25 protein-coding genes and 1 pseudogene are annotated in these 25,762 nt (G+C 59.8%); 18 read left to right on the forward strand and 8 right to left on the reverse strand.

Annotation, left to right across the window (positions count from 1 at the left end; translation table 11 throughout):
- Positions 1–5: 5 nt before the first annotated feature.
- Positions 6–143 (forward strand): annotated as a pseudogene (locus ACN0SD_RS05180) (IS110 family transposase); the annotation flags it as partial.
- Between the two features lie 164 nt (positions 144–307).
- Here ACN0SD_RS05180 and ACN0SD_RS05185 read toward each other — a convergent pair.
- Genes ACN0SD_RS05185 through ACN0SD_RS05195 form a run of 3 tightly spaced genes read right to left on the reverse strand, consistent with a single transcriptional unit; the run spans position 308 to position 3,254 of the window.
- Entirely contained in the window at positions 308–1,813 is a 1,506-nt protein-coding gene (locus ACN0SD_RS05185; RefSeq protein WP_417807152.1) for a tripartite tricarboxylate transporter permease, read from the reverse strand.
- A 13-nt stretch (positions 1,814–1,826) separates the two neighbouring features.
- Positions 1,827–2,270 carry a tripartite tricarboxylate transporter TctB family protein gene (locus ACN0SD_RS05190; protein WP_417807153.1) on the reverse strand — a complete coding sequence of 148 codons (444 nt, stop codon included), beginning with the start codon at positions 2,268–2,270 and terminating at the stop codon, positions 1,827–1,829.
- Positions 2,271–2,273: 3 nt separating this feature from the next.
- On the reverse strand, positions 2,274–3,254 hold the full coding sequence (locus tag ACN0SD_RS05195; protein ID WP_417807154.1) for a Bug family tripartite tricarboxylate transporter substrate binding protein: 981 nt from the start codon (positions 3,252–3,254) through the stop codon (positions 2,274–2,276).
- 289 nt (positions 3,255–3,543) lie between these two features.
- On the opposite strand from ACN0SD_RS05195, the gene ACN0SD_RS05200 reads away from it, so the two are divergent.
- Positions 3,544–3,666: a hypothetical protein gene (locus ACN0SD_RS05200; RefSeq protein WP_417807155.1), complete on the forward strand. Its 123-nt coding sequence runs from the start codon at positions 3,544–3,546 to the stop codon at positions 3,664–3,666.
- A 481-nt stretch (positions 3,667–4,147) separates the two neighbouring features.
- On the opposite strand, the gene yghX is transcribed toward ACN0SD_RS05200, so the two are convergent.
- Positions 4,148–5,047, reverse strand: coding sequence for a YghX family hydrolase (yghX, locus tag ACN0SD_RS05205; protein ID WP_417807156.1), 900 nt, complete (start codon positions 5,045–5,047; stop codon positions 4,148–4,150).
- 603 nt (positions 5,048–5,650) lie between these two features.
- On the opposite strand from yghX, the gene ACN0SD_RS05210 reads away from it, so the two are divergent.
- The 10 genes from ACN0SD_RS05210 (at position 5,651) to paaZ (ending at position 16,066) form a co-directional block, all read left to right on the forward strand.
- Positions 5,651–6,907 carry a tyrosine-type recombinase/integrase gene (locus tag ACN0SD_RS05210; RefSeq protein WP_417807157.1) on the forward strand — a complete coding sequence of 419 codons (1,257 nt, stop codon included), beginning with the start codon at positions 5,651–5,653 and terminating at the stop codon, positions 6,905–6,907.
- 424 nt (positions 6,908–7,331) lie between these two features.
- Entirely contained in the window at positions 7,332–8,183 is an 852-nt protein-coding gene (locus ACN0SD_RS05215; protein ID WP_417807158.1) for a PaaX family transcriptional regulator C-terminal domain-containing protein, read from the forward strand.
- 147 nt (positions 8,184–8,330) lie between these two features.
- Positions 8,331–9,536, forward strand: a complete 1,206-nt coding sequence (gene pcaF, locus ACN0SD_RS05220; RefSeq protein WP_417807159.1) for a 3-oxoadipyl-CoA thiolase — start codon at positions 8,331–8,333, stop codon at positions 9,534–9,536.
- A gap of 14 nt (positions 9,537–9,550) precedes the next feature.
- A complete protein-coding gene (gene paaA, locus ACN0SD_RS05225; RefSeq protein WP_417807160.1) occupies positions 9,551–10,543 on the forward strand; it encodes a 1,2-phenylacetyl-CoA epoxidase subunit PaaA in 993 nt (330 codons plus the stop codon).
- A 22-nt stretch (positions 10,544–10,565) separates the two neighbouring features.
- Positions 10,566–10,850: a 1,2-phenylacetyl-CoA epoxidase subunit PaaB gene (gene paaB / locus ACN0SD_RS05230; protein WP_417807161.1), complete on the forward strand. Its 285-nt coding sequence runs from the start codon at positions 10,566–10,568 to the stop codon at positions 10,848–10,850.
- Complete coding sequence (gene paaC / locus ACN0SD_RS05235) at positions 10,850–11,617, forward strand: 1,2-phenylacetyl-CoA epoxidase subunit PaaC (RefSeq protein ID WP_417807162.1); 768 nt, start codon at positions 10,850–10,852, stop codon at positions 11,615–11,617. Before paaB ends, paaC begins: the two co-directional genes overlap by 1 nt.
- Before the next feature lie 3 nt (positions 11,618–11,620).
- Positions 11,621–12,136 (forward strand): 1,2-phenylacetyl-CoA epoxidase subunit PaaD, encoded by a 516-nt coding sequence (gene paaD / locus ACN0SD_RS05240; protein WP_417807163.1) that lies wholly within the window; start codon positions 11,621–11,623, stop codon positions 12,134–12,136.
- 19 nt (positions 12,137–12,155) lie between these two features.
- Positions 12,156–13,232 carry a 1,2-phenylacetyl-CoA epoxidase subunit PaaE gene (paaE, locus tag ACN0SD_RS05245; RefSeq protein WP_417807164.1) on the forward strand — a complete coding sequence of 359 codons (1,077 nt, stop codon included), beginning with the start codon at positions 12,156–12,158 and terminating at the stop codon, positions 13,230–13,232.
- The gene (locus ACN0SD_RS05250; RefSeq protein WP_417807165.1) at positions 13,222–13,986 is read left to right on the forward strand and encodes a Phenylacetic acid catabolic protein; all 765 of its coding nucleotides are present in this window, start codon (positions 13,222–13,224) and stop codon (positions 13,984–13,986) included. The genes paaE and ACN0SD_RS05250 overlap by 11 nt, the downstream gene beginning before the upstream one ends.
- 16 nt (positions 13,987–14,002) lie before the next feature.
- Complete coding sequence (gene paaZ / locus ACN0SD_RS05255) at positions 14,003–16,066, forward strand: phenylacetic acid degradation bifunctional protein PaaZ (RefSeq protein WP_417807166.1); 2,064 nt, start codon at positions 14,003–14,005, stop codon at positions 16,064–16,066.
- A gap of 75 nt (positions 16,067–16,141) precedes the next feature.
- Here the strand turns inward: paaZ and ACN0SD_RS05260 are convergent, their stop codons facing one another.
- From ACN0SD_RS05260 to paaG, 4 genes are all read right to left on the reverse strand, one after another.
- Entirely contained in the window at positions 16,142–16,741 is a 600-nt protein-coding gene (locus tag ACN0SD_RS05260; RefSeq protein WP_417807167.1) for a TetR family transcriptional regulator, read from the reverse strand.
- Between the two features lie 91 nt (positions 16,742–16,832).
- Positions 16,833–18,143, reverse strand: coding sequence for a phenylacetate--CoA ligase PaaK (paaK, locus tag ACN0SD_RS05265; protein WP_417807168.1), 1,311 nt, complete (start codon positions 18,141–18,143; stop codon positions 16,833–16,835).
- Positions 18,144–18,182: 39 nt separating this feature from the next.
- Positions 18,183–18,608, reverse strand: a complete 426-nt coding sequence (paaI, locus tag ACN0SD_RS05270) for a hydroxyphenylacetyl-CoA thioesterase PaaI (RefSeq protein WP_417807194.1) — start codon at positions 18,606–18,608, stop codon at positions 18,183–18,185.
- A gap of 32 nt (positions 18,609–18,640) precedes the next feature.
- Positions 18,641–19,435, reverse strand: coding sequence for a 2-(1,2-epoxy-1,2-dihydrophenyl)acetyl-CoA isomerase PaaG (gene paaG / locus ACN0SD_RS05275; RefSeq protein WP_417807169.1), 795 nt, complete (start codon positions 19,433–19,435; stop codon positions 18,641–18,643).
- Between the two features lie 95 nt (positions 19,436–19,530).
- Between paaG and paaN the strand changes: the two genes are divergently transcribed.
- From paaN to ACN0SD_RS05305, 6 genes are all read left to right on the forward strand, one after another.
- Complete coding sequence (gene paaN, locus ACN0SD_RS05280) at positions 19,531–21,183, forward strand: phenylacetic acid degradation protein PaaN (RefSeq protein ID WP_417807170.1); 1,653 nt, start codon at positions 19,531–19,533, stop codon at positions 21,181–21,183.
- 52 nt (positions 21,184–21,235) lie between these two features.
- Positions 21,236–22,372 carry an ABC transporter substrate-binding protein gene (locus tag ACN0SD_RS05285; protein WP_417807171.1) on the forward strand — a complete coding sequence of 379 codons (1,137 nt, stop codon included), beginning with the start codon at positions 21,236–21,238 and terminating at the stop codon, positions 22,370–22,372.
- Between the two features lie 77 nt (positions 22,373–22,449).
- The gene (locus tag ACN0SD_RS05290) at positions 22,450–23,322 is read left to right on the forward strand and encodes a branched-chain amino acid ABC transporter permease (protein ID WP_417807172.1); all 873 of its coding nucleotides are present in this window, start codon (positions 22,450–22,452) and stop codon (positions 23,320–23,322) included.
- 3 nt (positions 23,323–23,325) lie between these two features.
- Positions 23,326–24,282 carry a branched-chain amino acid ABC transporter permease gene (locus ACN0SD_RS05295; RefSeq protein ID WP_417807173.1) on the forward strand — a complete coding sequence of 319 codons (957 nt, stop codon included), beginning with the start codon at positions 23,326–23,328 and terminating at the stop codon, positions 24,280–24,282.
- Positions 24,279–25,064, forward strand: a complete 786-nt coding sequence (locus ACN0SD_RS05300) for an ABC transporter ATP-binding protein (protein ID WP_417807174.1) — start codon at positions 24,279–24,281, stop codon at positions 25,062–25,064. The genes ACN0SD_RS05295 and ACN0SD_RS05300 overlap by 4 nt, the downstream gene beginning before the upstream one ends.
- Positions 25,051–25,752, forward strand: a complete 702-nt coding sequence (locus ACN0SD_RS05305) for an ABC transporter ATP-binding protein (protein ID WP_417807175.1) — start codon at positions 25,051–25,053, stop codon at positions 25,750–25,752. Before ACN0SD_RS05300 ends, ACN0SD_RS05305 begins: the two co-directional genes overlap by 14 nt.
- Positions 25,753–25,762: the final 10 nt, after the last annotated feature.

The following is a 25,762-nucleotide window of genomic DNA, read 5'->3' on the forward strand; positions in this document are numbered from 1 at the left end:
ATCTCATGGCGTTCTGCATCCGCGCGCATCAGTGGGCGCGGGAGTTGATCGTTTTAGGGGATGAAGTCCGTCTGCTTGCACCGAGCTGTGTCAAAGCATGCGACAAACGTAGAAAGTCTGACGCCATTGACGCCGAGGCCATTTGAAAAGTGGTGACGCGTCCGCAGATATATGTCCCGGCAGGCGATGCTTGCGTCCACTGTCCCGCAGCGGTTTTTCCGCAAACCGCGAAAGGAACCGAGAGGGCGATTTGTTGCAGCAAAACGGTTGGGGTTATTGAGGTGGTTGGATCTCCGCCAGTCGTAACTCAAGAAGCCTCTTGCGCGCCGCGCGATTTGCGCCGGATTGCCTGCACCAGTGACATCACGATCAAAAGCCCGGTCGCGAGCACAAAAGCCGCCGCGATCGGGCGTTGCAGGAACACCATCGGATCCCCGCGCGAGATCAAAAGGGCGCGGCGCAGATTGGTTTCGATCAGCGGCCCCAGCACGAATCCCAGCAGTAAAAGCGCGGGGTTGAAGCGCGCCAGTGACAGCGCATAGCCAATCGCGCCAATCAATGCGACGGCGAAAATGTCAAAGCTTGATCCGCGCACGGAGTAAACGCCAAGGCAGACGAAAATCAGGATCGCGGGGTAGAGCCAGCGAAACGGGATGCGCAGCATCGATACCCAGATGCCGATCAGCGGCAGGTTCAGGATAAGCAACAACAGATTGCCGATACCGAAACTGGCGATCAGCCCCCAGAACATGTCGGGGCGCGCCTCTAGCATCAGCGGTCCGGGTTGCACGCCGTGAATGACCAGCGCGCCCAGCATCAGGGCCATGATCGGATCGCCGGGGATCCCAAGCGCAAGCGTGGGCACGAAGGCGCTGATCGCGGCGGCATTATTGGCGGCCTCGGGGCCTGCGACGCCTTCGATCGCGCCATTGCCGAACCGCTCGGGGTGGCGCGAAATGCGGCGCTCTGCGGCATAGGCGAGAAACGACGAAATCGTTGAACCCGTCCCCGGAAGCGCGCCAAAGAAGCTGCCCAAACTGGCGCCGCGCAGCGCAGGGAAGGGGATGCGGCGCAGCTCGGCCCGGCTTGGTAGCAGATCGCGCAGGGCCACGCGGCGCGGCACGCCGGTGCGCTCGGCGACGTGGATATTGGCGATCACCTCGGCCACGCCAAACAACCCCATCGCCAGCGCCACAAGGTTGACGCCGTCCATTAGCTCGGTCTGCCCAAAGGTGAACCGCTGCGCGCCAGAGTTCACATCCGTGCCCACACAGCCAAGGATCAGCCCCAGCACCACCATCGCAAGCCCCTTCGCGGGGTGTTTCGCACCGATGGTCGAGGCGGCAACAAGGCCCAAAATCATCATCGCGGCATAATCCGCAGCCCCGAACGCAGTGGCCGCGCGCGCCAAGACGCCCGATAGCAAGATCAGCACGAAGATGCCAAAGATCGAGCCGAGAAAGCTTGAGATCATCGAGGTAAACAGCGCCACGCCCGCGCGCCCTTGCTGCGCCAGCGGATAGCCATCCAGCGTGGTGACCGCCGATTGCGGCGTGCCGGGCAGGCGCAACAAAATAGAGGCGACCGCACCGCCATATTGCGAGCCGTAATATACCCCGGCCAGCATCACCAGCGCCGCCTCGGGGGACAGGTAATAGGTGATGGGCAGCAAAAGCGAGATCGTCGCCATCGCGCCAATGCCGGGTAAAACTCCGACGAATGTGCCCAAAACCACGCCAAACACGCAATAAATCAGCACATCGGGCTGCACCGCAACGCTTAGCCCGTGCAGAAAGCCTTCCCAGCCGCTCATACCCAACCGCTCATCATTGTCCCGGCCATAGCGGGACGGTCATCTTTAATCCGAAATGAAATACGACGACCGACAGCGTGGTGACGATTAACGCCAGCGCCAGCCGCCAGCCAATCCGGCGGTCGGGGGCGGCGATTGAGGCGATCAGAACGCTTGCCAATGTCACCGGCACCAGCCCCGCGCGTTCAAGTCCGGTGGCAAAGACGAGGATCGCTATCAGCACCGCGAGTGCCTCTTTCCACGCGATGCGGATGGGCGGCCCTTTGCGCGCGATGGCGGGCAGGGCGATCATCAGCCCCAACACCGCCAGCACGCCTCCCAGCAGCGCGGGGAAAAACCCCGGTCCCATGCGACGCAGCGAGCCGATATCGTATTGCGTGCTTGCGTAAACGAGCACAAACACGCCGATCACCGACAAAAGAAGCCCGCCCGCCAGATCAGGAATGTCGCGTTTCATGGCTTAGTTTTTCGCGTCGATCCGGTCGAGCACAGCGCCCCAAATCTTGGTGTCATCGGCAATGCGCTGTTGCAGCTCTTCAGGCGTGCCGCCCGCTGCCTGCCAGCCCATATCCAGCAACCGCTTTTGCACCGCTTCATCGGCAAGGATCGCGTTGATATCACTGTTAAGCGTGGCGATAACGCCTGCATCGGTGCCAGCGGGCGCGATGAACGCGTTCCACAACTCGGCGCGGAAATCGGCCGGCAACCCGGCCTGTCCCGCCATCACGGGTACACCGGGAGCCTGTGAAAACGGCTTTTGCGAGGTGATGCCAAGGATCTTTAGCTTGCCTGCTTTGACATATTGCATGGCCGCCGAGGGCGCCATGAAACCGCTGTCAATTTCATGCCCGATGATCGCGGTCGTGACCTCGGCATACGAGGTGAAGGGGATGTGCAGCATTTCGACGCCCGCACGATCCGAGAACAGTTCTGCCGTCAGATGCGCGCCAGAGCCTTTACCGACCGAGCCATAGCTTAGCGCCTCGGGTTCTTTGCCAGCGGCGGCGATAAAGCCCGCCAGATCGTCGGCGGGGAAATCGGCGGCGACAACAAGCACCAGCGGCGAGGTCGCGATCAGCACGACGGGCGCAATATCCTTGGCAACGTCATAGCCAAGGTTCGGCGTCAGGCGCGGCGCGGTCGTCAGCGGCCCATTGATCGTTGTGGCAAACGTGTTGTCGCGGTCTTTTGCGTTCAGCATCTGCTGGATGCCGATCACGCCGCCCGCGCCGGGTTTATTCTCGATCACAATGGGTTGGCCAAGTTTCGCAGCCAGCGGCTCGGTCACGATCCGCGCCAGCAGATCGGGCGAGGAGCCTGCGGGAAAGCCCACGAAGACATGCTGCGGCTTGCTGGGCCAAGCGGCATCTTGTGCCAAAGCAGGCTTGCATAATGAAACAGCGGCAGCGCCCAAAAGGGCCGCGCGGCGCGAGATGATCATGAGTAGTCCCCCCGGTTTTATCTGGCATCAAAGCAATGCAACCGGGCGCAAGATCGCGGAAACGACGCGCCTTGGCAAGGTGTTGATATGCCAAGACGAGGCGCGCATTTTTTCTTTAGCTCACGAGGGCTTTGGCCGCTTTTGCGCCCAGCCTTACGCGCAAGGACGTCACACAGGGCTTTCCGCTACGCGCTCGAAATGACACAGAATTGGGCGCGAGAGTGCCGCAAATCTCAAGGCTGCGGTGGAAAACGCCCCAGCCGTGGCAAGCGAAAAACGGAGAAGACATATGAGCGTTTGGCCCGAACCGTTTTCGCTTGAGGGGAAATACGTGTCGCTCGAACCGCTGTCGCTAAAGCACCACGATGATCTGGTCGAGGCATGCGCAGACGGCGACTTGCACAAGATTTGATATGCCGCCATTCTGGACCGAGCTGCTATGGTGGACGAGATTGACCGCAGACTTGCGCTGCCCACAATGTTGCCCTTTTGCGATCTTGGAAAACGCATCGGGCAAAGCGGTGGGCATGACGACTTATATGAGCATTGAGAGCGTCAGTCGGCGCCTTGAGATCGGCTCGACCTAGTATCGGAAATCCGTGCAAAGGACGCCGCGCAATACCAAGTGCAAGCTGCTGTTGTTGCGATATATCTTTGAGGAGTCGATTTTCGCACCCATGTTTTCAACGTGCAAAGCCGGCGCGTCATCGAACGCTTGGGTCCGAAACTTGACGTGATCTTGCGATCAGCAGCGGTTATGCCCAATGGCATCATCCGTGACGCGGTGGCGTATTCCATCATTGCAAGCGAATGGATCAGCGTGAAGGCCAACCTGCTCTGTCGGCTGGAAACCCAACCGCATTAAGCAGGCCGACCTCAAAGCGATCGCGCGATTACACAAGATACCGCTTGAACCAGTCAATTGTGCGCGACCAAGCGAGTTCCGCCGCTGCCTCATCATAGCGCGGTGTGGAATCGTTGTGAAAACCGTGGTTTACGCCTTCATAAATGTAGGCCTCATAGGTCTTGCCATTGGCATCCAACGCCTCCTTGTAGGCTGGCCAGCCCGCATTCACCCGCTCATCCAGACCCGCATAGTGCAAAAGCAAGGGGGCTTGGATGCGTGGCACATCCTTGGCCTCGGGCTGGCGGCCATAAAATGGCACCGCCGCGCCCAGTTCGGGATAGGCTACGGCCGCGGCGTTGGCGACGCCACCACCATAGCAAAACCCGGTAATGCCAACTTTTCCTGTCACATCGGGATGCGCGATCATAAACTCGACCGCGGCGAAAAAATCATTCATCAGCTTGGTGGGATCGACCTGCTGCTGCAATGCGCGGCCTTCTTCGTCATTGCCCGGATAGCCGCCCAGCGGCGTCAGCCCGTCCGGCGCGATTGCGATGAACCCTGCCTTGGCGACGCGGCGCGCGACATCGCGAATATATGGGTTGAGGCCGCGATTTTCGTGCACCACGACCACGCCGGGGGCCAGCGGCGAGGCCGTCGGGCGTACCAGATAGGCGCGAATCTCGCCATTGCCATTGGGCGACGGGTAGGTGATCCACTCGGCCTTGATGTCGGGATCGGTAAAGCTGACCTGCTCGGCCATCGCGTAATTTGGACCCATCATCGACAAGATCGTCGCAGCCGTCAGCCCGCCAATCGCGAATTTGCCCGCGCGGTCGAGGAATTGGCGTTTGGTGATGATGCCATGGGCGTAAAAATCATAAAGCTCCAGGAGTTCGGGGGCGAAATCCTTGGCGGTCAGGCGGTTTTGGGTGTCGTCTTTCATGAAAGCCTCCACTGATTACGGAATGCAATTCGAACGGATCGGTTGCACGTCACAGTTGGTAATGTGAAGGCAAACAGTGTCATTTGCATAGAGGAAATGCATGCGCTGGTGACCTGCCCCCGTTCGTCCCTCAATCATAACGGGAGTTTGTAATAGTCGCTTCTTGCAAGCAGATGAGCTGATTTCAAATCGCAGCCATTAGCGCCAGACGGCTCATGCGCCAAGAAAATGGCCGCAAGGCCGAGGGCGAAATTTTTTTGATGATGATCCCCAAGTCCTACCAACCCGGCGCCACATCAGAAAAGATGTTCTAGCATCGCTAGGGGTGCGGCTTTCGACCAATCGAGCGACGTACCGCACGCAAAGGGACGGGAATAAATGCCTCGCCGTATGGTGGTGAATTTAAAGGAAAAATGGCGGAGACGAAGAAATCTCCGGCTACACCTCAAACCTCCTCATGACCCCTCAAGAGATTCCAGCAAACTATTGTTTTTACATTAGTTTTTCTGTCACCGGCAATCACGAGGCTTCACCGGGATTTAGACGAGCTCAGCGCCGAATTGTAACTTTGTATGGAAAGCAATTGAGTGAGGGAGACTTGGTATGGGCCTGACGACGAAACAGATTGAGGCGGCGCGCCATAGCATGGGGCCGGAGCGGATCCATGACGGGAACGGGCTTTACCTGCGCCTCTTCGCGGGCGGAGCCAAGGTTTTTGAGCTGCGCCATGCGCAGGGCGGCAAACCGGGCTGGGTCACGCTGGGACGGTTTCCCGAGATCGGTTTGCGGCGGGCGCGCGACTTGGCCGGAGCGGCTCGGCTCATGCTCGAGAGGGGGATCGCGATCAGCGAATTGCGCGCGCTTCTGAAGCGGGGCGACATCGCGGCACTCGAAGCTGTCTTCGAAGAGCCGGGCGAGGCCATGCCGGTGGCGACCGCGATGCCCAGCTTTCGTGAACTTGCGAAAATCTGGTTCGAACAGAAGAAGCTCGGGCTTAGGAATGGAAAGCATATTCAGCAAAACTGGAATACGATCGAGACATATGTCTTTCCGCATTTCGGGGATCGCAGGATCGACGAAATTACTGTTGCTGATGTCATTGCCGCGATCAAGCCGATCTGGCACTGCAAGCACGAGACCGCCAGGCGAACGCTTGGCCGGACCAAGGAGATCTTCGCCTTGGCCAAGATCAAAGAGCTGCGCGCCGACAACCCGGCCGATTTCTCGACGCGTATCGCACTGGGTCGGGTGCGCTGCAGGAAGGGACATTTCGGCGCGCTCGCCCATGAGCAGATGCCGGAATTCTGGGACTGGCTTCAGAACGTGCGGTGCGAGTGTCAGACGCGCCAGCTTGCGATGCTGTTGATCCTGTCGGCAAAGCGCACGAAGGAGACGCGGCTTGCGCAATGGGATTTCTTTGACAGCGAGGCGGCAATCTGGACGACTCCGGAGGAGTTGATGAAAATGGGCCGCAATCACCGGGTGCCGCTGAGCCGCCAGATGGCCGTGGTTCTTGACAACATGAGTTTGCTCACCGGGGATCACCGCCAGATTTTCGCCAAACCGGGTAACCGCTCGGGTGTTGTGAGCGAGAACACGGTGCTGAATCTCGTGAAGCGTTTTGATCCGGGAATTACCGGGCATGGCTTCCGTGCGACCTTCAAGACCTGGGCGCGAAGACAGAAGCGCTATGAGGCTGACGCCATCGAGTTTGCCTTGGCCCATGAGCAAGACGCTCTGGAGGCGGCCTACCAGCGCGAAGACCTGTTGGAAGAGCGGGAGCAGTTGATGCAGGATTGGGCCGATTATGTTACCGGCGGGCGTGACCCGGTCCGGCTGCGTGATTTGGCGAGTGGGTAAGGTGGGCGGGTATACTCGACTGCCTGTTCAGAATAGCCCGTCGACCTGCGGCCCCTCGACCTCTGGATCATCCGAACCATCGGCGGAGGCAGATTGGGCGCGCGAGCCTTTGTCGTCGCGCCCGCTTAACCTTGATCCGGTGCAGGCGCCTCTCGATTATGGGTCTCCCGCCGTTTGACAGGGTTGTGGGAGGGGCGGCTGCGGTTTGCTTCCAGCGAGACCACATCTGAAATGCGTGTGCTATACGGAGGGCGCCTTGGCTGCGACCGAGCGTGTGGCAGCGCAGGGGCAAAGCACCTGGTCGCGGGGCCCGAAATAGCGACAATCATTGCGGCATAAGGCGCAGGTTTCAAGTTTCGTTGCTTTTCGTTACAGTTTTGCCTCAATATGCATCTAGGTGTAATGTCTAAGGGTGACGATTGTCATGCATCAAAGAGAAACCTCTGCTCTGTCCGATGCACTGATGTCGCCGCGCGCGCCGTCGTTTATTGTGACGCTCTATGGCGATATCGTCGCGCCGCGAGGCGGTGTGCTTTGGATTGGGACGCTAATCGAATGTTGCGCGGCGCATGGTCTGAGCGAGGGGCTGGTGCGCACGGCCGTTTCCCGGCTTGTCAGCTCTGGGCGCCTTGAGGGCGAGCGCATTGGGCGGAAAAGCTATTATCGGCTGAGTCACATGGCCGAGGAGGAATTCGAGGCGGCTGCGCGAGTTCTTTATGCGCCGCCGCCGCCGCCGACAGGGTGGCTTGTGACGTTGTGCGAGGCAGAAACTGTCTCGACGGATTGGCTGCCGATTGGGCCCAAGTCATTCATCGCGCCGCGTCGCAATGACGTCCTGCGCCCTAACGCTGCAGTGTTATCCTGCGATACAGTTGCGGGGGTCGGCGCGCTGCGGGACTTTGCGGCACAAGCTTGGCCTTTGGCCGAGGTGGGCGCGAAATATGACGCGTTTCTCTCGGTGTTTGAGCCGATCTTGGCGCATGTTTTGGAGGGCGGCGTGCCGCCGGGCCCAGAGGCGCTCGCGCTTCGGCTGCAACTTGTACACGCCTATCGGCATGCGGCCCTTGTCGATCCGCGCCTACCCGAGGCGGCTTTGCCTGAAGGGTGGCCAGGGGGGCGGGCGCGTGCGCTTTTCGTGCGCGGATACTTGGCGCTGACTCGGGCGGCTGATGAGCATGTCGGTCTGACATTCCACGATTCGCGCGGGCTATTGGCGACGGCGACGGCGGCCACAGAGCTTCGCGAAGATCGTCTGCGCCGCGAGCGTCTGGCTTAAGTGGCTGACTTTTCGAGACATATTCCATCCCGCGCAAACGTATTACGGTTTTTGGAAGGTTTCTCTTTTCATGTGATATGATTCTTCCTATATTAGTGACCGAACGGTCGGTTTATTCTGTTCACGCTAAGGATAGGGGAGGATTCTATGAGCGAGGCCTTTATTTGTGACGCCATTCGCACGCCAATCGGGCGTTATGGCGGCGCTTTGTCTGGCGTGCGTGCCGATGATCTGGCAGCAATTCCGCTGCGGGCCTTGCAAGAGCGCAACCCCGGCGTCGACTGGACGCAGGTCGATGACGTGATCATGGGCTGCGCTAACCAAGCTGGCGAAGACAACCGCAATGTTGCGCGCATGGCCACGTTGCTGGCCGGGCTGCCGGTTGAAGTTCCCGGCACGACGGTGAACCGGTTGTGCGGCTCGGGTATGGATGCGATTGGCCTTGCCGCGCGCACGATACGGGCGGGCGACGGCGATCTGATGCTGGCAGGCGGTGTCGAAAGCATGAGCCGTGCGCCCTTCGTGGTTGCCAAGGCCGAGACGGCGTTTTCACGCAATGGCGAAATGTATGACACGACGATCGGGTGGCGTTTTCCCAACCCGAAAATGGATGCGGCCTATGGTACTCATACGATGCCGCAAACCGCAGATAACGTTGCCGCCGATTACAATATCAGCCGCGAGGATCAGGACCGGTTTGCAGCCGAAAGCCAGCGCCGCTGGGATGCGGCGCAGACGGCCGGGATTTTTGCAGAAGAAATCGTGCCGGTGTCTATTCCCCAGCGCAAGGGCGAGTCGAAAATCGTCGATACCGATGAGCATCCGCGCCCCGGCACAACGGCGGAGCTGTTGGCCAAGCTGCGCGGCGTGAATGGTGCGGAGCTGACGGTGACGGCGGGCAACGCTTCGGGTGTCAATGATGGTGCTGCGGGCGCGATTGTCGCCTCTGAAGGGGCTGCGAAACGCCATGGGCTGACGCCGAGGGTGCGGGTTGTGGCGATGGCCGCGGCCGGTGTGCCGCCCCGGATCATGGGGGTGGGTCCGGTGCCTGCGACACGTCGGGTGCTCGCGCGCGCGGGGCTAAGCCTTGAGCAGATGGATGTGATCGAGCTGAACGAGGCGTTCGCGGCGCAATCTTTGGCGGTGCTGCGCGAATTGGGTCTGCCCGATGACGCGCCCTTTGTGAATGCGAATGGCGGGGCGATCGCGATGGGGCATCCTTTGGGAATGTCGGGAGCGCGGCTGGTGCTGCACGCAAGCAATCAACTTCACCGCACAGGCGGGCGCTATGCGCTTTGCACCATGTGCGTTGGGGTCGGGCAGGGGATCGCTATGATCCTCGAACGGGTCTGAAGGGAGATCGCAACATGTATGCTCAAATGGTTAAATCCACAGGTGATGCCGTTAAATCGCGCGAAGAAATGAGCGATGACGAACGCCATTTCCAAGACAAGGTCGACGCCAATATCAAGGTCGAGCCGCGCGACTGGATGCCCGATGCTTATCGCAAAACGCTGATCCGCCAGATCGGTCAGCACGCGCATTCCGAAATCGTGGGCCAGCTTCCCGAGGGCAACTGGATCACCCGCGCGCCCACGCTAGAACGCAAGGCGATTTTGCTTGCGAAGGTGCAAGATGAGGCTGGGCACGGTCTGTATCTGTATTGCGCCGCCGAAACGCTGGGGGTCACGCGCGACGAACTAACGGAAAAGCTGTTGTCGGGGCGGATGAAATATTCCTCGATCTTCAATTATCCGACCCTGACTTGGGCGGATATGGGCGCTGTGGGCTGGCTGGTCGATGGCGCGGCGATCATGAACCAGGTGCCGTTGCAGCGCACGTCCTATGGGCCGTATTCGCGCGCGATGGTGCGGATCTGCAAGGAAGAGAGTTTCCATCAGCGGCAGGGCTACGCGATCATGATGAAGATGGCGCAGGGATCTGCGGCGCAGCGTAAGATGGCGCAGGATGCGCTCAACCGCATGTGGTATCCGTCCTTGATGATGTTCGGCCCCTCGGACAAGGACAGCGTGCATTCCGCGCAGTCGATGGCGTGGAAAATCAAGATCAACACCAATGACGAACTGCGCCAGAAATTCGTCAATGAGACAGTGCCGCAGGCGGAATATCTTGGGCTTACCATTCCCGATGAAAACCTGAAATTCAACGAAGAGACGGGCAATTACGACTTTTCGCAACCCGACTGGGATGAATTCTTCGAGGTTCTCAAAGGCAATGGCCCCTGCAATACTGATCGGCTGAATGCGCGCCGCAAGGCGTGGGACGACGGCGCATGGGTGCGTGAAGGGCTTCTGGCACATGCCGAGAAGCGGGCAGCAGCCAAAGTTGCAGCGGAATAATCGCGTTTCGGAGGAGAAAGACATGAAAAAGGAATGGCCGCTTTGGGAGGTGTTCATCCGTGGTCAGCACGGGTTGAACCACCGTCATGTCGGGTCGCTGCACGCGCCCGATGCGGAAACTGCAATCCTCAACGCCCGCGATGTTTACACGCGGCGCAACGAGGGGCTGTCGATCTGGGTTGTTGAGGCAGACCATATCTCTGCCTCTGCACCGGGCGACAAGGGCCCGCTTTTCGAGCCCTCGGAAAGCAAGGTGTATCGCCACCCGACCTTTTACGACATCCCCAAAGACGTGGGGCATATGTGATGGCACAGGTCGATCAAAAGGCATTGCTGGAATTTGTTCTGCGTCAGGGCGACAACACCTTGGTTCTTGGCCATCGGGTGTCTGAATGGTGCGGTCACGCGCCAGTTCTTGAAGAGGATATCGCGCTGGCCAATACCGCGCTTGATCTGATCGGGCAGACGCAGATGTGGCTGGGCCTCGCCGCCGAGATCGAGGGCGAGGGCCACAGCGCAGACGACATGGCATTCTTGCGCGATGCGTGGGATTTCCGCAATTTGCTGCTGGTGGAACTGCCCAATGGTGATTTCGGACGCACGATTTTGCGCCAGTTCCTGTTTGACGCCTTCAGCGCGATCTATTTGCCGCTTTTGACCAAAAGCGCAAACCCGCGCGTTGCGGAAATCGCGGCCAAAGCCACCAAGGAAGTCGCCTATCACCTTGAAAGATCAGCGCAAACTGTCGTTGGTTTGGGTGACGGCACCGAGGAAAGCCATGCGCGCATGCAAGAGGCGCTGGACTATCTGTGGCCCTATGTCGGCGAGATGTTTGCCAGCGATAGCGTCGATCAGGCGATGGCCGAGGCAGGTATTGGCCCCGATCCGGCAGGTCTGCGCGCCGAATATGACGCGTTGATTGGTCGCGTTCTAAGCGAGGCGACATTGCGCATTCCCGAAGACAGCTTTGCCCATAAGGGCGGGCGCAACGGCTATATGCATACCGAACATCTGGGTCATCTTCTGACGCAGATGCAGTGGTTGCAGCGATCCTATCCCGGCTGTGAGTGGTAAGCCATGTCACGCCCCAGTGTGGAACAGATCTGGGAATGGCTTGACGGCGTTCCCGACCCCGAAATCCCTGTGATCTCGGTTGTCGATCTTGGGATCGTGAGAGATGTGGAATGGCAGGGCGATACGCTGGCCGTGAAAATCACGCCGACCTATTCGGGGTGTCCTGCCACCAGCATTATCTCGTTTGATGTCGAGGCCGCCTTGCGCGCGCATGGCATCGACAAGATTGAGATCCAGCGCCAGCTTAGCCCGGCGTGGACAACAGACTGGCTGACCGAGTCCGGGCGCGAAAAGCTGCGCGAATTTGGTATCGCCCCGCCGATCGACGGCACGGCGGCAGATGGCGTGTTGGCCGGACGGATTTCAAAGCTGACCGGTGAAGGCAATCTTGCCGTTGCCTGTCCGCGCTGCGGATCGACCAATACGGAAAAAGTGAGTCAATTCGGCTCCACCCCCTGCAAGGCGTCCTACAGATGCAAGGATTGCCTCGAACCGTTCGACTATTTCAAGTGCATCTGAGCCAAAGGAGGAGAGGCTCATGGCCCGTTTCTACCCGCTGGAAGTGACCGATATCCGCAAGGAAACGCGCGATGCGGTTGTTGTGACGCTGAAACCGCAAACGGATGCGGCCGCGCAATTTGACTTCATCCAAGGTCAGTATTTGACCTTTCGCCACGCGTTCGACGGTCAAGAGTTGCGCCGATCCTATTCGATCTGTGCCGGTCTTGATGAGGGCTGCCTGAAAGTCGGCATCAAGCGCGTGGACGGGGGGGCGTTTTCGACTTGGGCGAATGAAACACTCAAGTCTGGCGACGTGATCGAAGCGATGCCGCCGATGGGCAAGTTTCACACCCCGCTAGACCCGGCGCAGGCCAAAACCTACCTTGGTTTTGCGGGCGGATCGGGGATCACGCCGTTGCTTTCGATCGTGAAAACCGTCCTTGCGCGCGAGCCGCAATCGACCTTCACGCTGGTCTATGCCAACCGTCAGGTCGGCTCGATCATGTTTCGCGAAGAGTTGGAGGATCTGAAGAACACCTATCTGGGCCGCTTCTCGTTGATCCATATCCTCGAAAGCGAAAGTCAGGATATCGAGCTGTTCACCGGACGTATCGACGCTGAAAAGATGGAGGCCTTGTTCCGGCTGTGGATTGATGCCGAAACCGTCGATACCGCGTTCATCTGTGGACCCGAGCCGATGATGCTGACGATTGCCGAAAGCCTGCGCAAGCACGGCCTTGATGACAGTCAGATCAAGTTTGAACTGTTTGCGTCCTCGCAACCGGGGCGCGCGAAGGCACGTGCCGTTTCGCAAGACAGCGCAAGCACGGCCAATAGCTGTGACGTGTCGATCACGCTGGATGGCGCGACCCGCACATTTGCAATGGCCAAGGATGGCACGGCCATTCTGGATGCAGCCCTCGCGCAGAAAATGGATGCGCCCTTTGCCTGCAAGGCCGGGGTCTGTTCGACCTGCCGCGCCAAGGTGCTTGAGGGAGAGGTCGAGATGGACGTCAACCATGCGCTTGAGGACTACGAAGTGCGCGCGGGCTACGTGCTGTCGTGCCAGTGTATCCCGCTTTCGAACAAGGTGGTGCTTAGCTATGACGAATGATGCAGAAACGATGTCGGTCGCCGAGTATCTCGCGCAGGGCGGCAAGGTCACGTCACCTGAAAATGTCTCGCCGCGCTATCGCGCCGAGTTGATGCGCATGATGTCCTCCTTTGTCGACAGTGAGTTGGCGGGATCTGCGGGGTTTGCCAATGCAATCAACTGGGCTCCCGGTATCAAGGAACGGATTGCGGCCAGCCGGATTACCTTGGAAAAAGCGTCCAACGCGGAAAAAGTGCTGGATCTGATGGAGGATTTCGGCACCGACAAGGCGCTGTATAATCAAAGCCACGATTGGGCGGCCCGTGGGGCGCGCGATGATCGCACCGTCCCCAAACGCCGGGGCGGAGATATGCGGTTGTCGGTGTTTCACTACCCGCTGTCGGGCTGGGTGGATGCCTGCGTGATGAACGCGCTGATGGGCCTTGCGACCTGTGTGCAACTCGAAGAAATGGTAAAGGTTTCCTACACCCCGCTTGCCGAGGTGATGCGCGAAATCACCCCGATTGAGACCCGCCATATGGAGTTGGGTTTCGAAGGGCTGGAACGGATCGCTGCCACGACCGACGGCAAAGCCGAAATCGCGGCTTCGCTTGCCTATTGGCAGGACCGTGTGGCCGAGACTTTTGGTGTTGCCGGCTCGGAAAGGTTTGATCGCCTCTCCGCGATGGGGCTGCGCCACGATACGAATGAAGTGCTTTTGGCGCGCTGGCAGGCCCGCAGTGCCGAGGCGCTGGCACCACTTGGACTGGCATGACATGGAAGGACAAGGCATGAAGGATACGGCTGTGAAACCACGCCGTCTGCAAAGCTATCTTGAAGGAGCTTGGCGTGCAGGCACTGACGAGGGGCGCCCGGTTTACAATGCCGCAACCGGTCAGATCCACGCGCTGATCGGGACCGACGGGCTTGATTTCAAGGCCGCGCTGGAGTGGGGGCGTCGCGTTGGCGGGCCTGCTCTGCGCAAGCACACGATCCACGAGCGTGCCTTGATGCTCAAGGCCATCGGTCTGAAGCTGATGGAGATGAAAGAGGAGTTTTACCTCGAAAACTTCGCCACCGGTGCGACCCGCAAGGATGGCTGGATCGACATTGATGGCGGCATCGGCACGATGCTGACCTTTTCGTCCAAGGCGCGCTTGGAACTGCCCAATGCGAAACTGATCACCGAAGGCGCCGTCGAAAGGCTTTCGCGCGATGGATCGTTTGTTGCCCAGCACGTTCTAAACCCGATGGAAGGCGTCGCGGTCCATATCAACGCGTTCAACTTCCCGATTTGGGGGATGCTGGAAAAAATCGCGCCGTCGTTGATCGCGGGGATGCCTTGCATCGTCAAACCGGCATCGCAAACCGCCTATCTCACCGAGCTGGTGGTGCGCCGGATGCTGGAAACGGGACTGCTGCCCGAAGGCGCATTGCAGTTGGTGACGGGCTCGGCCGGGGATCTGCTCGATCATGTGAGCGAGCAGGACGTGGTGACATTCACCGGCTCTGCGGGAACGGGGCGGATGCTCAAGGCGACGCCGGCAATCGTGCAGAACTCCGTGCGCTTCACGATGGAGGCCGACAGTCTGAACGCCGCCGTTCTTGGGGCGGATGCCGAACCGGGCACGCCGGAATTTGATCTGTTCGTCAAGGAAGTCGCGCGTGAAATGACGGTCAAGGCGGGGCAGAAATGCACCGCGATCCGGCGCGCTATCGTTCCCAACCGCTTCGAAGATGCCGTGATCGAGGCGCTTTCGGCGCGTTTGGCCAAGACCTCGATTGGTCTGCCCGACGGCGAAGGCGTACAGATGGGGGCGCTGGTTTCGCGCAAGGATCGTGATGGCGTGCGCGAGAAGATCCGCGAAATTGCCGCCGATTGCGAGATCGTCTCGGGCGATCCCGAAAACGTCACGCTTATGTGCGGCGATGCCGGACAGGGCGCGTTCATGGCGCCGATTCTGATGCGGGCACGCGATCCGATGTCGGCGGATGCGGCACATGGGATTGAGGCGTTCGGTCCGGTCGCCACGGTGATGGGATATGACGACGCAGAGGAGGCGGTGGCGCTGGCACGTAAGGGACGCGGCTCGCTTGTGTCCTCGCTGTTCACCAATGATCGCGATATTGCGCGCGAGATCGTCACGGGGCTTGCGCCTTATCACGGTCGCGTCCTGATCGGCAATCGCGGCTCGGCCAAGACCTCGACGGGGCACGGCTCGCCGCTCGCACCTTTGGTGCATGGCGGACCGGGGCGCGCCGGTGGTGGCGAGGAAATGGGCGGCATCCGTGGCGTCAAGCATTTCATGCAGCGCACCGCTATTCAGGGCACGCCCGAGATGCTGTCGGCGGTGACCGGGCAATGGGTCGAGGGCGCGCCTGCGCAATCCGATGGCCATCCGTTCCGCAAATCGCTTGCAGAACTGCGCATCGGCGATCAGGTCATCACCAAGTCGCGCGAAGTCACGCAAGAGGATGTCGAGCATTTCGCCCATTTCACGGGGGACACGTTCTACGCCCATATGAATAGCGACGCGGCCAAGGCCAATCCCTTCTTTGAGGATCGCGTGGCGCATGGCTACCTGATCGCGTCTTTCGCGGCGGGCCTGTTTGTCGATCCCGAGCCGGGGCCGGTTCTGGCCAATTACGGCGTGGATAACTTGCGCTTCCTGACCCCGGTTTATTTCGGGGACAGCCTGCAAGTGCGTCTGACCTGCAAGGCAATCAACCCGCGCGCCAATGGCGATTACGGCGAGGTGCGCTGGGATTGTCGGGTGAGTAACCAGAAAGACGAGGTCGTTGCCCAGTATGACGTGCTGACGATGGTGGCCAAGACATGGCCGCCAGTGGCCTGATCTGACACCATGAAAACTCAAAAGGCCCGGACAAACGTCTGGGCCTTTTTTAATAATCGTATGGATTCTCGGGCCTTAGCGCACAGCTTTCACGCCCTCAAGGATAAGCGTTGTTGCAACTTCGGCGTAATCCTCACGCGAGATCGGCCCGCCTTCCTTGAACCACATATAGACCCAGTTCATCATGCCAAACAGCGACATCGTCACGGGCATCACCAGCGGGCGTTCTGGTCGATCAAGCTCGGGATGAATCGCGCATAACACGTTTGAAAAATAGGCGACGATCTTGCGCTCAAGCTTGGTCAGTTCTGCTTTCTGCGCATCCGAAAGCGCAGGTCCTGCATTAAGCTGAACCTTGTGCTGATCGTCAGCGCCGCGATAGGCGTCCAGCACCACCATGACCAAAGCCTTGAGCTGCTCATGAGGGGGAAGCGTGGCGTCATTTGCCTCGGCCAATGCGTAATCGAGGTCTTCAAGATGAGCCTGAATGATCGCGAAAATAAGCGCATCTTTCGAGGGGTAGTAGTGATACAGCAGCGATTTCGACACGCCCGCCTCAAGCGCGATCTGCGACATCGAGGCTTTCTCCATTCCCAAGGAGGCAAAGACTCGTGCGGCATCGAGCAGCAAGTTGTGTTGTTTTTCTTCAAAATCGCTGGCGCGTGTTCTGGCCATGGGGTCAGTCTCCTGATGGGCCTGAATGCTAAAGGGGGCAAGTTTGCCCCCCCTATAGACTAGTAAGTATGTGATTGACCAGTCGGTCGGGCTATTCTTTGGGGCGATTGTCGACCACCCGTTTGGCTTTGCCCTCAGAGCGCGCAATCTGTTCGGGATCGTGGACGTCGATTTTGGATGACACGCCGACCACCGACTTGATGTGATGGGCCAGTTCCTTTGAGCACGCGCTGCGTGCGTCGGCGCTGGCCTGATCGGGTGTTGCTTCGACATGCACGATCATCGCATCCATCCGGCCCGCGCGCACCAACTCGATCTGGAAATGCGGCGCAAGTCCTTTCACTTTCAGGATTTGCTCTTCGATCTGTGTTGGAAAGACGTTGACGCCGCGTAGGATGATCATGTCGTCGCTGCGCCCGGTGATCTTTTCAATCCGCCGCATCGAGCGCGCAGTGCCCGGCAAAAGCCGCGTCAGATCGCGGGTGCGATAGCGCACCATCGGCAGCCCTTCCTTGGTGAGCGTGGTAAAGACCAACTCGCCCATTTCGCCATCGGGCAGCACCTCGCCGCTGACGGGATCAATGATCTCGGGGTAGAAGTGATCCTCCCAGACATGCAGCCCGTCTTTGGTCTCGACACATTCATTCGCGACACCCGGCCCCATCACCTCGGATAGTCCATAAATATCAACGGCATGCATATCAAATGCTTGCTCGATCTCTTCGCGCATCTTGTTGGTCCAGGGCTCGGCACCAAAAATGCCGACCTTGAGAGAGCTTTCGCGCGGATCGATCCCCTGACGGCGGAATTCATCAAGGATCGAGAGCATATAGGACGGGGTCACCATGATGATGTCGGGCTTGAAATCTTGCATCAAGGTCACCTGACGCTCTGTCATCCCGCCCGAGATCGGCACAACCGTGCAGCCCAAGCGTTCTGCGCCGTAATGGGCCCCAAGCCCGCCGGTGAACAGCCCATAGCCATAGGCGATGTGGCAGATGTCGCCGGGCCGCCCGCCCGAGGCGCGGATAGAACGCGCGACGACATCGGCCCAGACATCAATATCGCCCTTGGTATAGCCCACCACCGTGGGTTTGCCGGTCGTGCCCGACGATCCATGCACGCGCACCAAGTCTTTGCGCGGCACGGCGAACATGCCGAACGGGTAGTTGTCGCGCAGATCCTGCTTGTAGGTGAAGGGAAATTTCGACAGATCGGACAGCGATTTGAGATCTTCGGGATGCACGCCATGCTCGTCAAAGCGTTTGCGATAGAAGGGTGAGTTTTCATAGGAATGCGTCAGCGAGCGCCGCATCCGGTGAAACTGCAGCGCGGAGATTTCGTCACGCGAGGCGGTCTCGATCGGATCGAGAATATCTTTGCTGGGGTTTAGGTTGATCATCTGGTTTCCTCCCAAAAATCATACGTTTGTCGTCGGACTCTAGTCCGACAGATGCGGTGTCCCGAGGCTGCGGGAATGGCCGCGAAATTCTGCGATCAAGGTTCCGTCCGCGCGCGTGATATGCACGTCGTAGATGCCCGAGCGCCCGCGCCGCGACACCTCCATAGCGGTGGCAATCAACTGATCACCGCTCGCGCCCGGCGCGATGTAGGTGATCGAGCAATGCTGCGCGACCGTCACCTGATTGTAGGTGTTGCAGGCAAAGGCAAAGGCGCTGTCGGCCAGCGTGAAAATATAGCCACCATGTGCCGTTCCATGCCCGTTGGTCATGGCTTTGGTGATGGTCATCGCCAAAGTGGCAGCCCCCGGTGCGATGTGGCGCAACTCCATATCAAGGCGTTGCGAGGCGGAATCGTCGTTCCACATCGTCGCGGCGCAGGCCTCGGCAAGCTCTTGCGGTGTCATTTCCGTCAGTGGTTTCAGATCCTTGGCCATGCTTAGCGTCCCGTGAAATTTGCAGCACGTTTTTCGAGAAAGGCGGTGACGCCTTCGGCATAATCGTCGGTGAAACCCGCTTCGCGCTGGCAGTCGCGTTCCCGATCAAGATGCGTGTCGAGATCGCTTGTTGCGGCCTCTTGAATTAGACGCTTGGTCAGGCCCAGACCCTTGGTCGGACCGGCTGCAAGCTTGGTTGCAATCGCCAAGGACTCGGCTTGGAGCGCATCATCTGCCACGGCGCGCCAGATTAACCCCCAATCAGCCGCCATCTGCGCGGGCAGGGGCTCGGCCAGAAGGGTGAGGGCTTTGGCGCGCGGCTCACCCAGAATGCGCGCCAGTGACCAGCTTCCACCGGCATCCGGGATCAATCCGATCTTGGAAAACGCCTGAATGAATTTCGCCGATTGCGCGGCCAGAACGATGTCGCAGGCAAAGGCGATATTCGCGCCCGCTCCCGCCGCCACGCCGTTGACGGCGCAAATGACCGGCTTTTCCAGGCTGCGGATCAGCCGCAGAAGCGGGTTGTAAAAGGTCTCGATGGTCGCGCCCAGATCAGGCTTGGGCCCTCCCTTGCGCGGATCGCGGTCGCCCAGATCCTGGCCTGCGCAAAATCCTCGTCCGGCCCCCGTCAAAAGCACCGCGCGAATCGCGTCATCGTCGCGGGCGCGTTCAAGTTCGCGGCGCAGTGCGAGATGCATCTCTTCGTTAAAAGAGTTCAATTTTTCCGGACGGTTGAGCGTCAGCTTCAGGACGCCAGCCTCCTGAAAGGAAAGCAAAGTTTGTGATGATGTCATGTCTGTCTCCCTGGCTCTTTTTCGAACCCCTCAAACAAATAGTTGCATAAACCGTCCGGTCGGTCAATGATACGAATCGAACTCTGGGAGGAGACATGACGGATTTCTTTGATCGCCATCGCGACTTGCTGGATCGTGCCGTGCATGCGTGGCGCGCGCGTGAATTCTGGACGCCTTTTCCCGAAACGCCTAGCACTAAAATTTACGGGGCCGATGCGCGCCGCGATGGTCATGCAGCCTATGAGGCGCTGCTTGGCGACGCGTTCGCGCTACCTGGCCATCCCGAGACCGCGCGCCTCGGGGCAGAGCAGTCCCCTTGGGGGCAGGATGTGGCCATCAGCTATCCTGCGGCCCCTCCGGCTGCGCTGATCGCAGCATCGCATGCGGCCGGGGCGCTATGGGGCAAAGCCTCGATGCAGGCGCGCGTAGGGGCGTTGATCGAGGCGCTGACCCGGCTGAACCAGATGTCATTCCTGATCGGCGAGGCTACGATGCACGCCACGGGCCAAGCCTTTCCCATGGCGTTTCAAGCTGGCGGCCCGCATGCCCAAGATCGTGGGCTTGAGGCAATTGCGGCTGCCTGGATCGAGATGACGGCCACGGCGCAAACGGCGGTCTGGGAGAAGCCGCAAGGCAAATCCGACCCGCTGGTAATCGAAAAGCGCTGGCAACTGGTGCCGCGCGGCGTGGCATTGGCAATCGGGTGCAATACCTTTCCGACTTGGAACAGCTATTCGGGCGTGTTTGCCAGTCTCGCGACGGGCAACACGGTGATCGTAAAGCCGCACCCGCTCGCGATCTTGCCGCAGGCCCTAACGGTCAAGGTCCTGCGTGACGTCTTCGCCGAGGCCGGTTTGCCGCAGGATGCAGTGTTGCTGGCTGTTGACGCGCCTGGTGCTGAAATCACCAAACAGTTGGCGAGCGACCCTGCCGTGGCGATTATCGACTACACCGGCTCGTCCAGCTTTGCGGATTGGCTGCGTGCCAATGCCACTCAGGCGCTTGTTTTCACCGAAGAAACAGGCGTGAACTCGGTCACGATCACCGGCACGGATGATTTCGCGGGGATGTGCGCCAATCTGGCCTTCTCGTTGTCGCTGTATTCGGGGCAAATGTGTACCGCGCCGCAAAACATCTACATTCCGCGCGACGGGATTGAGACCGCCGAGGGCCACAAAAGCTTTGACGAGGTGGTCGCCGGGATCGTGGCGGCAATCGACACCTTGCTGGCGGACGCCCAAGCTGCGTCTGCGATTTGCGGCACCATCGTGAACTCCGCGACGCTGGAACGTGTCGCGGCTGCGCGTCAAGCGGGGCAGGTGGTGCGCGAGAGCGGGGAGACGGGGGCAGGGCGCTCGGCCACGCCGCTTTTGGTGGTGGTAGATGGGGCGGGGCCGGGCCTGCAGGACGACGAGTGCTTTGGCCCGGTGAGTTTTGTAATCCCCTGCGAGGACGCGCAAGATGCGATTGCGCGCGCCTCGGGCATCGCGGCGCGCAAAGGCGCGATTACCGCTGCGCTTTACGCCAATGACCCGGACTTGATCGCGCAGGCCGCGATGGCTTTTGCCGCAGCCGGGGTTAATCTGTCGGTCAATCTGACCGGCAATATCTATGTCAATCAGTCCGCTGCATTTTCCGACTTTCACGTCACCGGAGCCAATCCGGCAGGAAATGCCAGTTTGACGGACACCGCCTTCGTCGCGTCCCGGTTCCGGCGCGTGATGATCCGCTGGCCGAAAGTGGCGTGAGGAGAAGCGCCAACGGCAAGCTTTGGTTTTAGAGAGTATGGGAGGACTATCTATGAAACTGCTAACGACAACGGCTTTGAGTGCGCTTGTGGTGTTGGGAAGCACTGCGGCGATGGCTGATATCAAGCTGGGGGCAAGCCTGTCGGCTTCGGGCCCGGCGGCCTTCTTGGGCGACCCCGAGGCCAAGACCATCGAAATGATGGTTGATCAGATCAACGAAGCAGGCGGGATCAACGGCGAACAGATTGATCTGGTGCTGTATGACGATGGTGGCGATCCGAACAAGGCGCGCACCTTTGCCACGCGCTTGGTTGAGGATGACGAGGTCGTCGCGATCATTGGCGGCTCGACCACCGGAACGACAATGTCGATCCTGTCGGTTGCCGAAGATGCCGAAGTTCCGTTTATCTCGCTTGCGGGGGCCATCCAGATCATCGATCCGGTGCGTAAATGGGTGTTCAAGACGCCCCATACCGACCGCATGGCCTGTGAAAAGATCTTCAGCGATATGCAGCAAAAGGGGATCACCAAGATTGGCATGATCTCGGGGACCGACGGGTTTGGTGCCTCGATGCAGGCGCAATGCAAGGATGTTGCGCCCCAATACGCAATCGAGATCCTCTCGGACGAGACTTACGGGCCTCAAGATGCGGATATGACACCGCAGCTGACCAAAATCCGCAATACGGACGGCGTTCAGGCCATTCTCAACCCCGGTTTCGGTCAAGGCCCGGCTATCGTTACGCGCAACAAAGCCCAGCTTGGCATCGATCTGCCGCTTTATGAAAGCCACGGGGTTGCGTCAGATGGGTTCATCGAGCTGGCAGGGGCTGCGGCAGCCGAAGGTGTGCGCCTGCCGGGCACTGCGCTGCTGGTGGCCGCGATCTTGCCCGATGACGATGCGCAAAAGCCCGTCGTGACGGCCTATAAAACCGCCTATGAATCGAAATACGGTGAGACGGTTTCGACGTTCGGCGGCTATGCCCATGACGCTGTCGATTTGATGACCAATGCGATGAAGTCAGGCGGCAGTGATCCTGCGGCCATTCGCGACGCGCTTGAGGCCACGCAGGGCTATGTCGGCACCACGGGCATCTACAGCTTCTCGCCCGAGGATCATCTTGGTCTCGATCTGTCGGCCTTCAAGATGCTTGAGATTCGCGATGGCGGCTGGACACTGATCGACTAACTCACAGGCCAAGTTCCTGAGGCCGGGGCGGTTTTGCGATCGCCCCGGACATGGCCCAGACTTCATCGGAGACGTTCATGGACGCCTTGTTGCAATTTATGCTGTCCGGCGTGACGGTTGGCGCGGTTTACGCGCTGGTCGCGCTTGGGTTTACGATCATCTACAACGCCTCCGACGTGGTGAATTTCGCGCAAGGCGAATTCGTTATGCTGGGCGGGATGATCACGGTTTTCACCTATCAGGCGGGGCTGCCCTTGCCACTTGCGGCGGTTCTCGCGATTGCGATCACATCGCTGGTCGGGGTTGCGCTCAACAAGCTTGCGCTGGAACCCGCGCGCGGCGCGCCCGTGGTGTCACTGATCATCATCACCATCGGCGCCTCGATCTTTATCCGTGGCGCGGCGCAGCTGATCTTTGACAAACAACTGCACCGCTTTCCGTCTTTCTCAGGCGATGCGCCGATCCACATCTTTGGCGCGACACTCGTGCCGCAAAGCCTGTGGGTGATTGGTGGCGCGGTGTTTGTTTTCATCGGTTTATGGCTGTTCTTCACCAGAACGCTGACCGGCAAAGCGGTGCTGGCTACCGCAAATAACCGTCTTGCCGCTCAGCTTGTCGGCATCAATACCGGCTGGGTCATGACTCTGTCTTTTGCGCTTTCGGCGGCGATCGGGGCGCTGGCGGGCGTGCTTGTCACGCCGATCACGCTGGTGGGCTATGACGTGGGTGTCGGGCTTGCGCTCAAGGGATTTGCCGCCGCAATGCTGGGGGGGATGGGCAACCCCAAGGGGGCTTTGGTGGGGGGCATCTCGCTGGGTCTTCTCGAGGCGCTGACCGCTGGCTATCTGAGTTCTCAATACAAGGATGCGGTCGCCTTTATCGTGATCCTCGCGGTGCTGTTCGTGATGCCTCAGGGCCTGTTTGGCAAAAGCACGACGGAGAGGGTCTGAACCATGAAACTGTCTTCGAAATGGACTCAATTGGCGGCGCTTGCGGTGCTGGTAGCCGTGCTGCCGCTGTTCTTTCCCTCGGGCTATTATTACCGGGTTGGTGCGCTGATCTTCGTCAACGGTCTGGCGGTGACCGGGCTTGTGATCCTGATCGGTTATGCCGGGCAGATCAGTCTTGGCCATGCCGGATTTGCCGGGATCGGGGCATATGCCTGTGCGCTGGCCCCCGAACATTTAGGCCTACCGCCGTCCTTGGCGATCCTGCTCGGGGCCGTGATCTCTGCGCTGCTGGCAGTGTTGATCGGCAAACCGATCTTGCGGCTGCGCGGCTATTATCTGGCGGTCGCGACGTTGGGCTTTGGCATTCTGGTCAGCATGGTTCTGACCAATGAGCGCGCCTTGACCGGCGGTCCCGATGGGATGGCTGTGCAAGGCCTCGCGCTGCGTAAAATCCTGCGGGGATGGGGCTGGAAGCTGTCGAGCGGTGAGTTTTGGTATATCCTAAGCGCGCTGGCGATGCTGGTCGGTGTCTGGATCGCGCTCAACCTATTTCAAAGCGCCACCGGGCGCGCGATGCGCGCGCTGCATGGCTCTGAGGTGGCGGCGCGCACCGTGGGCATTGATGTGGCCCGCCTCAAGCTGCAAGCGTTTGTTATCTCGGCCGTCTACGCATCGGTCGCAGGCTCGCTTCTGGCGCTGCAAAACCAGTTTGTCACTCCTGATATCGCAGGTTTCATGCACTCGATTGAGATGGTGACGATGGCGGTTCTGGGCGGCGTCGGCTCGGTCCTTGGCGCGGTGACGGGCAGTGCAATCCTGACGCTGCTGCCGCAGGTTCTGACGGTCTTTGCTGAATACGAACAGGTCGTGCTGGGGCTGGTGATGATCCTTGTGATGATTTTCCTGCCCCGTGGGCTGTTGCCCTCGATCGTGGCAAAGTTGAAGGGGAGGGGCGAATGAGCTTGCTGGAAGTATCAGGCCTTGGCATCGGCTTTGGCGGATTGCGCGCAGTCGATGATGTCGGGTTTTCCGCTCAGCCGGGTGAGATCGTGTCGATCATCGGCCCCAACGGCGCGGGAAAGACCACCTTGTTCAACATGATTTCGGGCGTTTATCTGCCCGATAGCGGTCATGTGCGCCTTGACGGGAAAGACGTGACCGCAGCCGAGCCGCATCGCCTTGCGCGCATGGGGCTGACCCGCACCTTTCAAAACCTGCAGATTTTTCAGGAAATGACGGTTCTGGAAAACGTGATCGTGGGCTTTCACCAAAGCGAAAGCGGCTCGCTGATCGCCGATCTTTTGGCCTTGCCTGCCGCGCGCCGGCGTTCCCAGATAGCACGCGCACAGGCCCAAGAGCTTCTCAAACGGGTGCGTCTGGACAAGGCCGCCGAAGAACTGGCGGGAAACCTGTCTTACGGTGCGCTTAAACGCCTTGAGATCGCGCGTGCGCTTGCGATGCAGCCGCGCGTCTTGCTGCTGGATGAGCCCGCCGCAGGGTGCAACGCGGTCGAGACCGAAGAGATCGACCACCTGATCGCGGAACTGGCTAAATCGGGCATCGCGATCTTGCTGGTTGAACATGACATGAAGATGGTCATGCGGATCTCGAACCATATCGTTGTGCTTGATCACGGCGAAAAGATCGCAGAAGGCAGCCCGGAAAGCGTGTCGAAAAACCCTGCGGTGATCGCGGCCTATCTGGGCGCGGGGGATGAGGAGAGTGTCGATGCTGACAGTTGAGGGGCTACGCTCGGCCTATGGGCGCATCGAGGTGTTGCACGGCGTGGACCTCGAGGTCCGCTCGGGCGAAATCGTGACCGTTGTGGGCGCGAATGGCGCGGGCAAGACGACGCTGTTGCACTGCTTGTCGGGCACGCAGTCGGTCAGTGCGGGGCGCATTCATTTTCGCGGCGATGAGCTGACCTCGGTGCCCGCCTATCGCCGCTTACGGCGCGGATTGGCGCAATCGCCCGAAGGACGCCAGATTTTCACCAACCTGTCGGTTGAGGAAAACCTGCGGCTGGGCGCGTTTCTGTTCACCGACGAGCGGGTCGATCGCGATATGCAAGATGCTTTCGCGATGTTCCCGATCCTGCGCGAAAAACGCAATCTGGTGGCGGGCGGACTGTCTGGCGGGCAGCAGCAGATGCTGGCAATTGCGCGCGCCTTGATGGGGCGGCCACATTGCCTGTTGCTTGATGAACCCTCGATGGGGCTGGCGCCGCTGATCGTTGCGCAAATCTTTGAGGTGGTGGAAAGCCTGCGCGCGCGCGATGTCACGATCCTGCTGGTCGAACAAAACGCCTATGGCGCGCTCAAGATTGCGGATCGTGGCTATGTCATGGAAACCGGCCAGATCACGATGACCGGTCCCGCCGCCGAGTTGATCGCGGACCCGCGCATCCGCGAAGCCTATCTGGGAATCTGAAGAGGCCAAT

Source organism: Thioclava sp., assembly GCF_048263065.1.
Lineage (GTDB): Bacteria > Pseudomonadota > Alphaproteobacteria > Rhodobacterales > Rhodobacteraceae > Thioclava.

What these genes read in the sequence shown, in the direction of transcription:
- ACN0SD_RS05250 (WP_417807165.1), top strand. Translation starts at nt 13,222, where the DNA reads ATGACGAATGATGCAGAAACGATGTCGGTCGCCGAGTATCTCGCGCAG.
- paaA (WP_417807160.1), top strand. Translation starts at nt 9,551, where the DNA reads ATGTATGCTCAAATGGTTAAATCCACAGGTGATGCCGTTAAATCGCGC.
- ACN0SD_RS05295 (WP_417807173.1), top strand. Translation starts at nt 23,326, where the DNA reads ATGAAACTGTCTTCGAAATGGACTCAATTGGCGGCGCTTGCGGTGCTG.
- paaE (WP_417807164.1), top strand. Translation starts at nt 12,156, where the DNA reads ATGGCCCGTTTCTACCCGCTGGAAGTGACCGATATCCGCAAGGAAACG.
- paaC (WP_417807162.1), top strand. Translation starts at nt 10,850, where the DNA reads ATGGCACAGGTCGATCAAAAGGCATTGCTGGAATTTGTTCTGCGTCAG.
- ACN0SD_RS05210 (WP_417807157.1), top strand. Translation starts at nt 5,651, where the DNA reads ATGGGCCTGACGACGAAACAGATTGAGGCGGCGCGCCATAGCATGGGG.
- ACN0SD_RS05290 (WP_417807172.1), top strand. Translation starts at nt 22,450, where the DNA reads ATGGACGCCTTGTTGCAATTTATGCTGTCCGGCGTGACGGTTGGCGCG.
- ACN0SD_RS05195 (WP_417807154.1), bottom strand. Translation starts at nt 3,254, where the DNA reads ATGATCATCTCGCGCCGCGCGGCCCTTTTGGGCGCTGCCGCTGTTTCA.
- ACN0SD_RS05215 (WP_417807158.1), top strand. Translation starts at nt 7,332, where the DNA reads ATGCATCAAAGAGAAACCTCTGCTCTGTCCGATGCACTGATGTCGCCG.
- ACN0SD_RS05185 (WP_417807152.1), bottom strand. Translation starts at nt 1,813, where the DNA reads ATGAGCGGCTGGGAAGGCTTTCTGCACGGGCTAAGCGTTGCGGTGCAG.
- paaB (WP_417807161.1), top strand. Translation starts at nt 10,566, where the DNA reads ATGAAAAAGGAATGGCCGCTTTGGGAGGTGTTCATCCGTGGTCAGCAC.
- ACN0SD_RS05190 (WP_417807153.1), bottom strand. Translation starts at nt 2,270, where the DNA reads ATGAAACGCGACATTCCTGATCTGGCGGGCGGGCTTCTTTTGTCGGTG.
- pcaF (WP_417807159.1), top strand. Translation starts at nt 8,331, where the DNA reads ATGAGCGAGGCCTTTATTTGTGACGCCATTCGCACGCCAATCGGGCGT.
- paaN (WP_417807170.1), top strand. Translation starts at nt 19,531, where the DNA reads ATGACGGATTTCTTTGATCGCCATCGCGACTTGCTGGATCGTGCCGTG.
- ACN0SD_RS05285 (WP_417807171.1), top strand. Translation starts at nt 21,236, where the DNA reads ATGAAACTGCTAACGACAACGGCTTTGAGTGCGCTTGTGGTGTTGGGA.
- ACN0SD_RS05300 (WP_417807174.1), top strand. Translation starts at nt 24,279, where the DNA reads ATGAGCTTGCTGGAAGTATCAGGCCTTGGCATCGGCTTTGGCGGATTG.
- paaZ (WP_417807166.1), top strand. Translation starts at nt 14,003, where the DNA reads ATGAAGGATACGGCTGTGAAACCACGCCGTCTGCAAAGCTATCTTGAA.
- yghX (WP_417807156.1), bottom strand. Translation starts at nt 5,047, where the DNA reads ATGAAAGACGACACCCAAAACCGCCTGACCGCCAAGGATTTCGCCCCC.
- ACN0SD_RS05305 (WP_417807175.1), top strand. Translation starts at nt 25,051, where the DNA reads ATGCTGACAGTTGAGGGGCTACGCTCGGCCTATGGGCGCATCGAGGTG.
- paaK (WP_417807168.1), bottom strand. Translation starts at nt 18,143, where the DNA reads ATGATCAACCTAAACCCCAGCAAAGATATTCTCGATCCGATCGAGACC.
- paaD (WP_417807163.1), top strand. Translation starts at nt 11,621, where the DNA reads ATGTCACGCCCCAGTGTGGAACAGATCTGGGAATGGCTTGACGGCGTT.
- ACN0SD_RS05200 (WP_417807155.1), top strand. Translation starts at nt 3,544, where the DNA reads ATGAGCGTTTGGCCCGAACCGTTTTCGCTTGAGGGGAAATACGTGTCG.
- paaI (WP_417807194.1), bottom strand. Translation starts at nt 18,608, where the DNA reads ATGACACCGCAAGAGCTTGCCGAGGCCTGCGCCGCGACGATGTGGAAC.
- paaG (WP_417807169.1), bottom strand. Translation starts at nt 19,435, where the DNA reads ATGACATCATCACAAACTTTGCTTTCCTTTCAGGAGGCTGGCGTCCTG.
- ACN0SD_RS05260 (WP_417807167.1), bottom strand. Translation starts at nt 16,741, where the DNA reads ATGGCCAGAACACGCGCCAGCGATTTTGAAGAAAAACAACACAACTTG.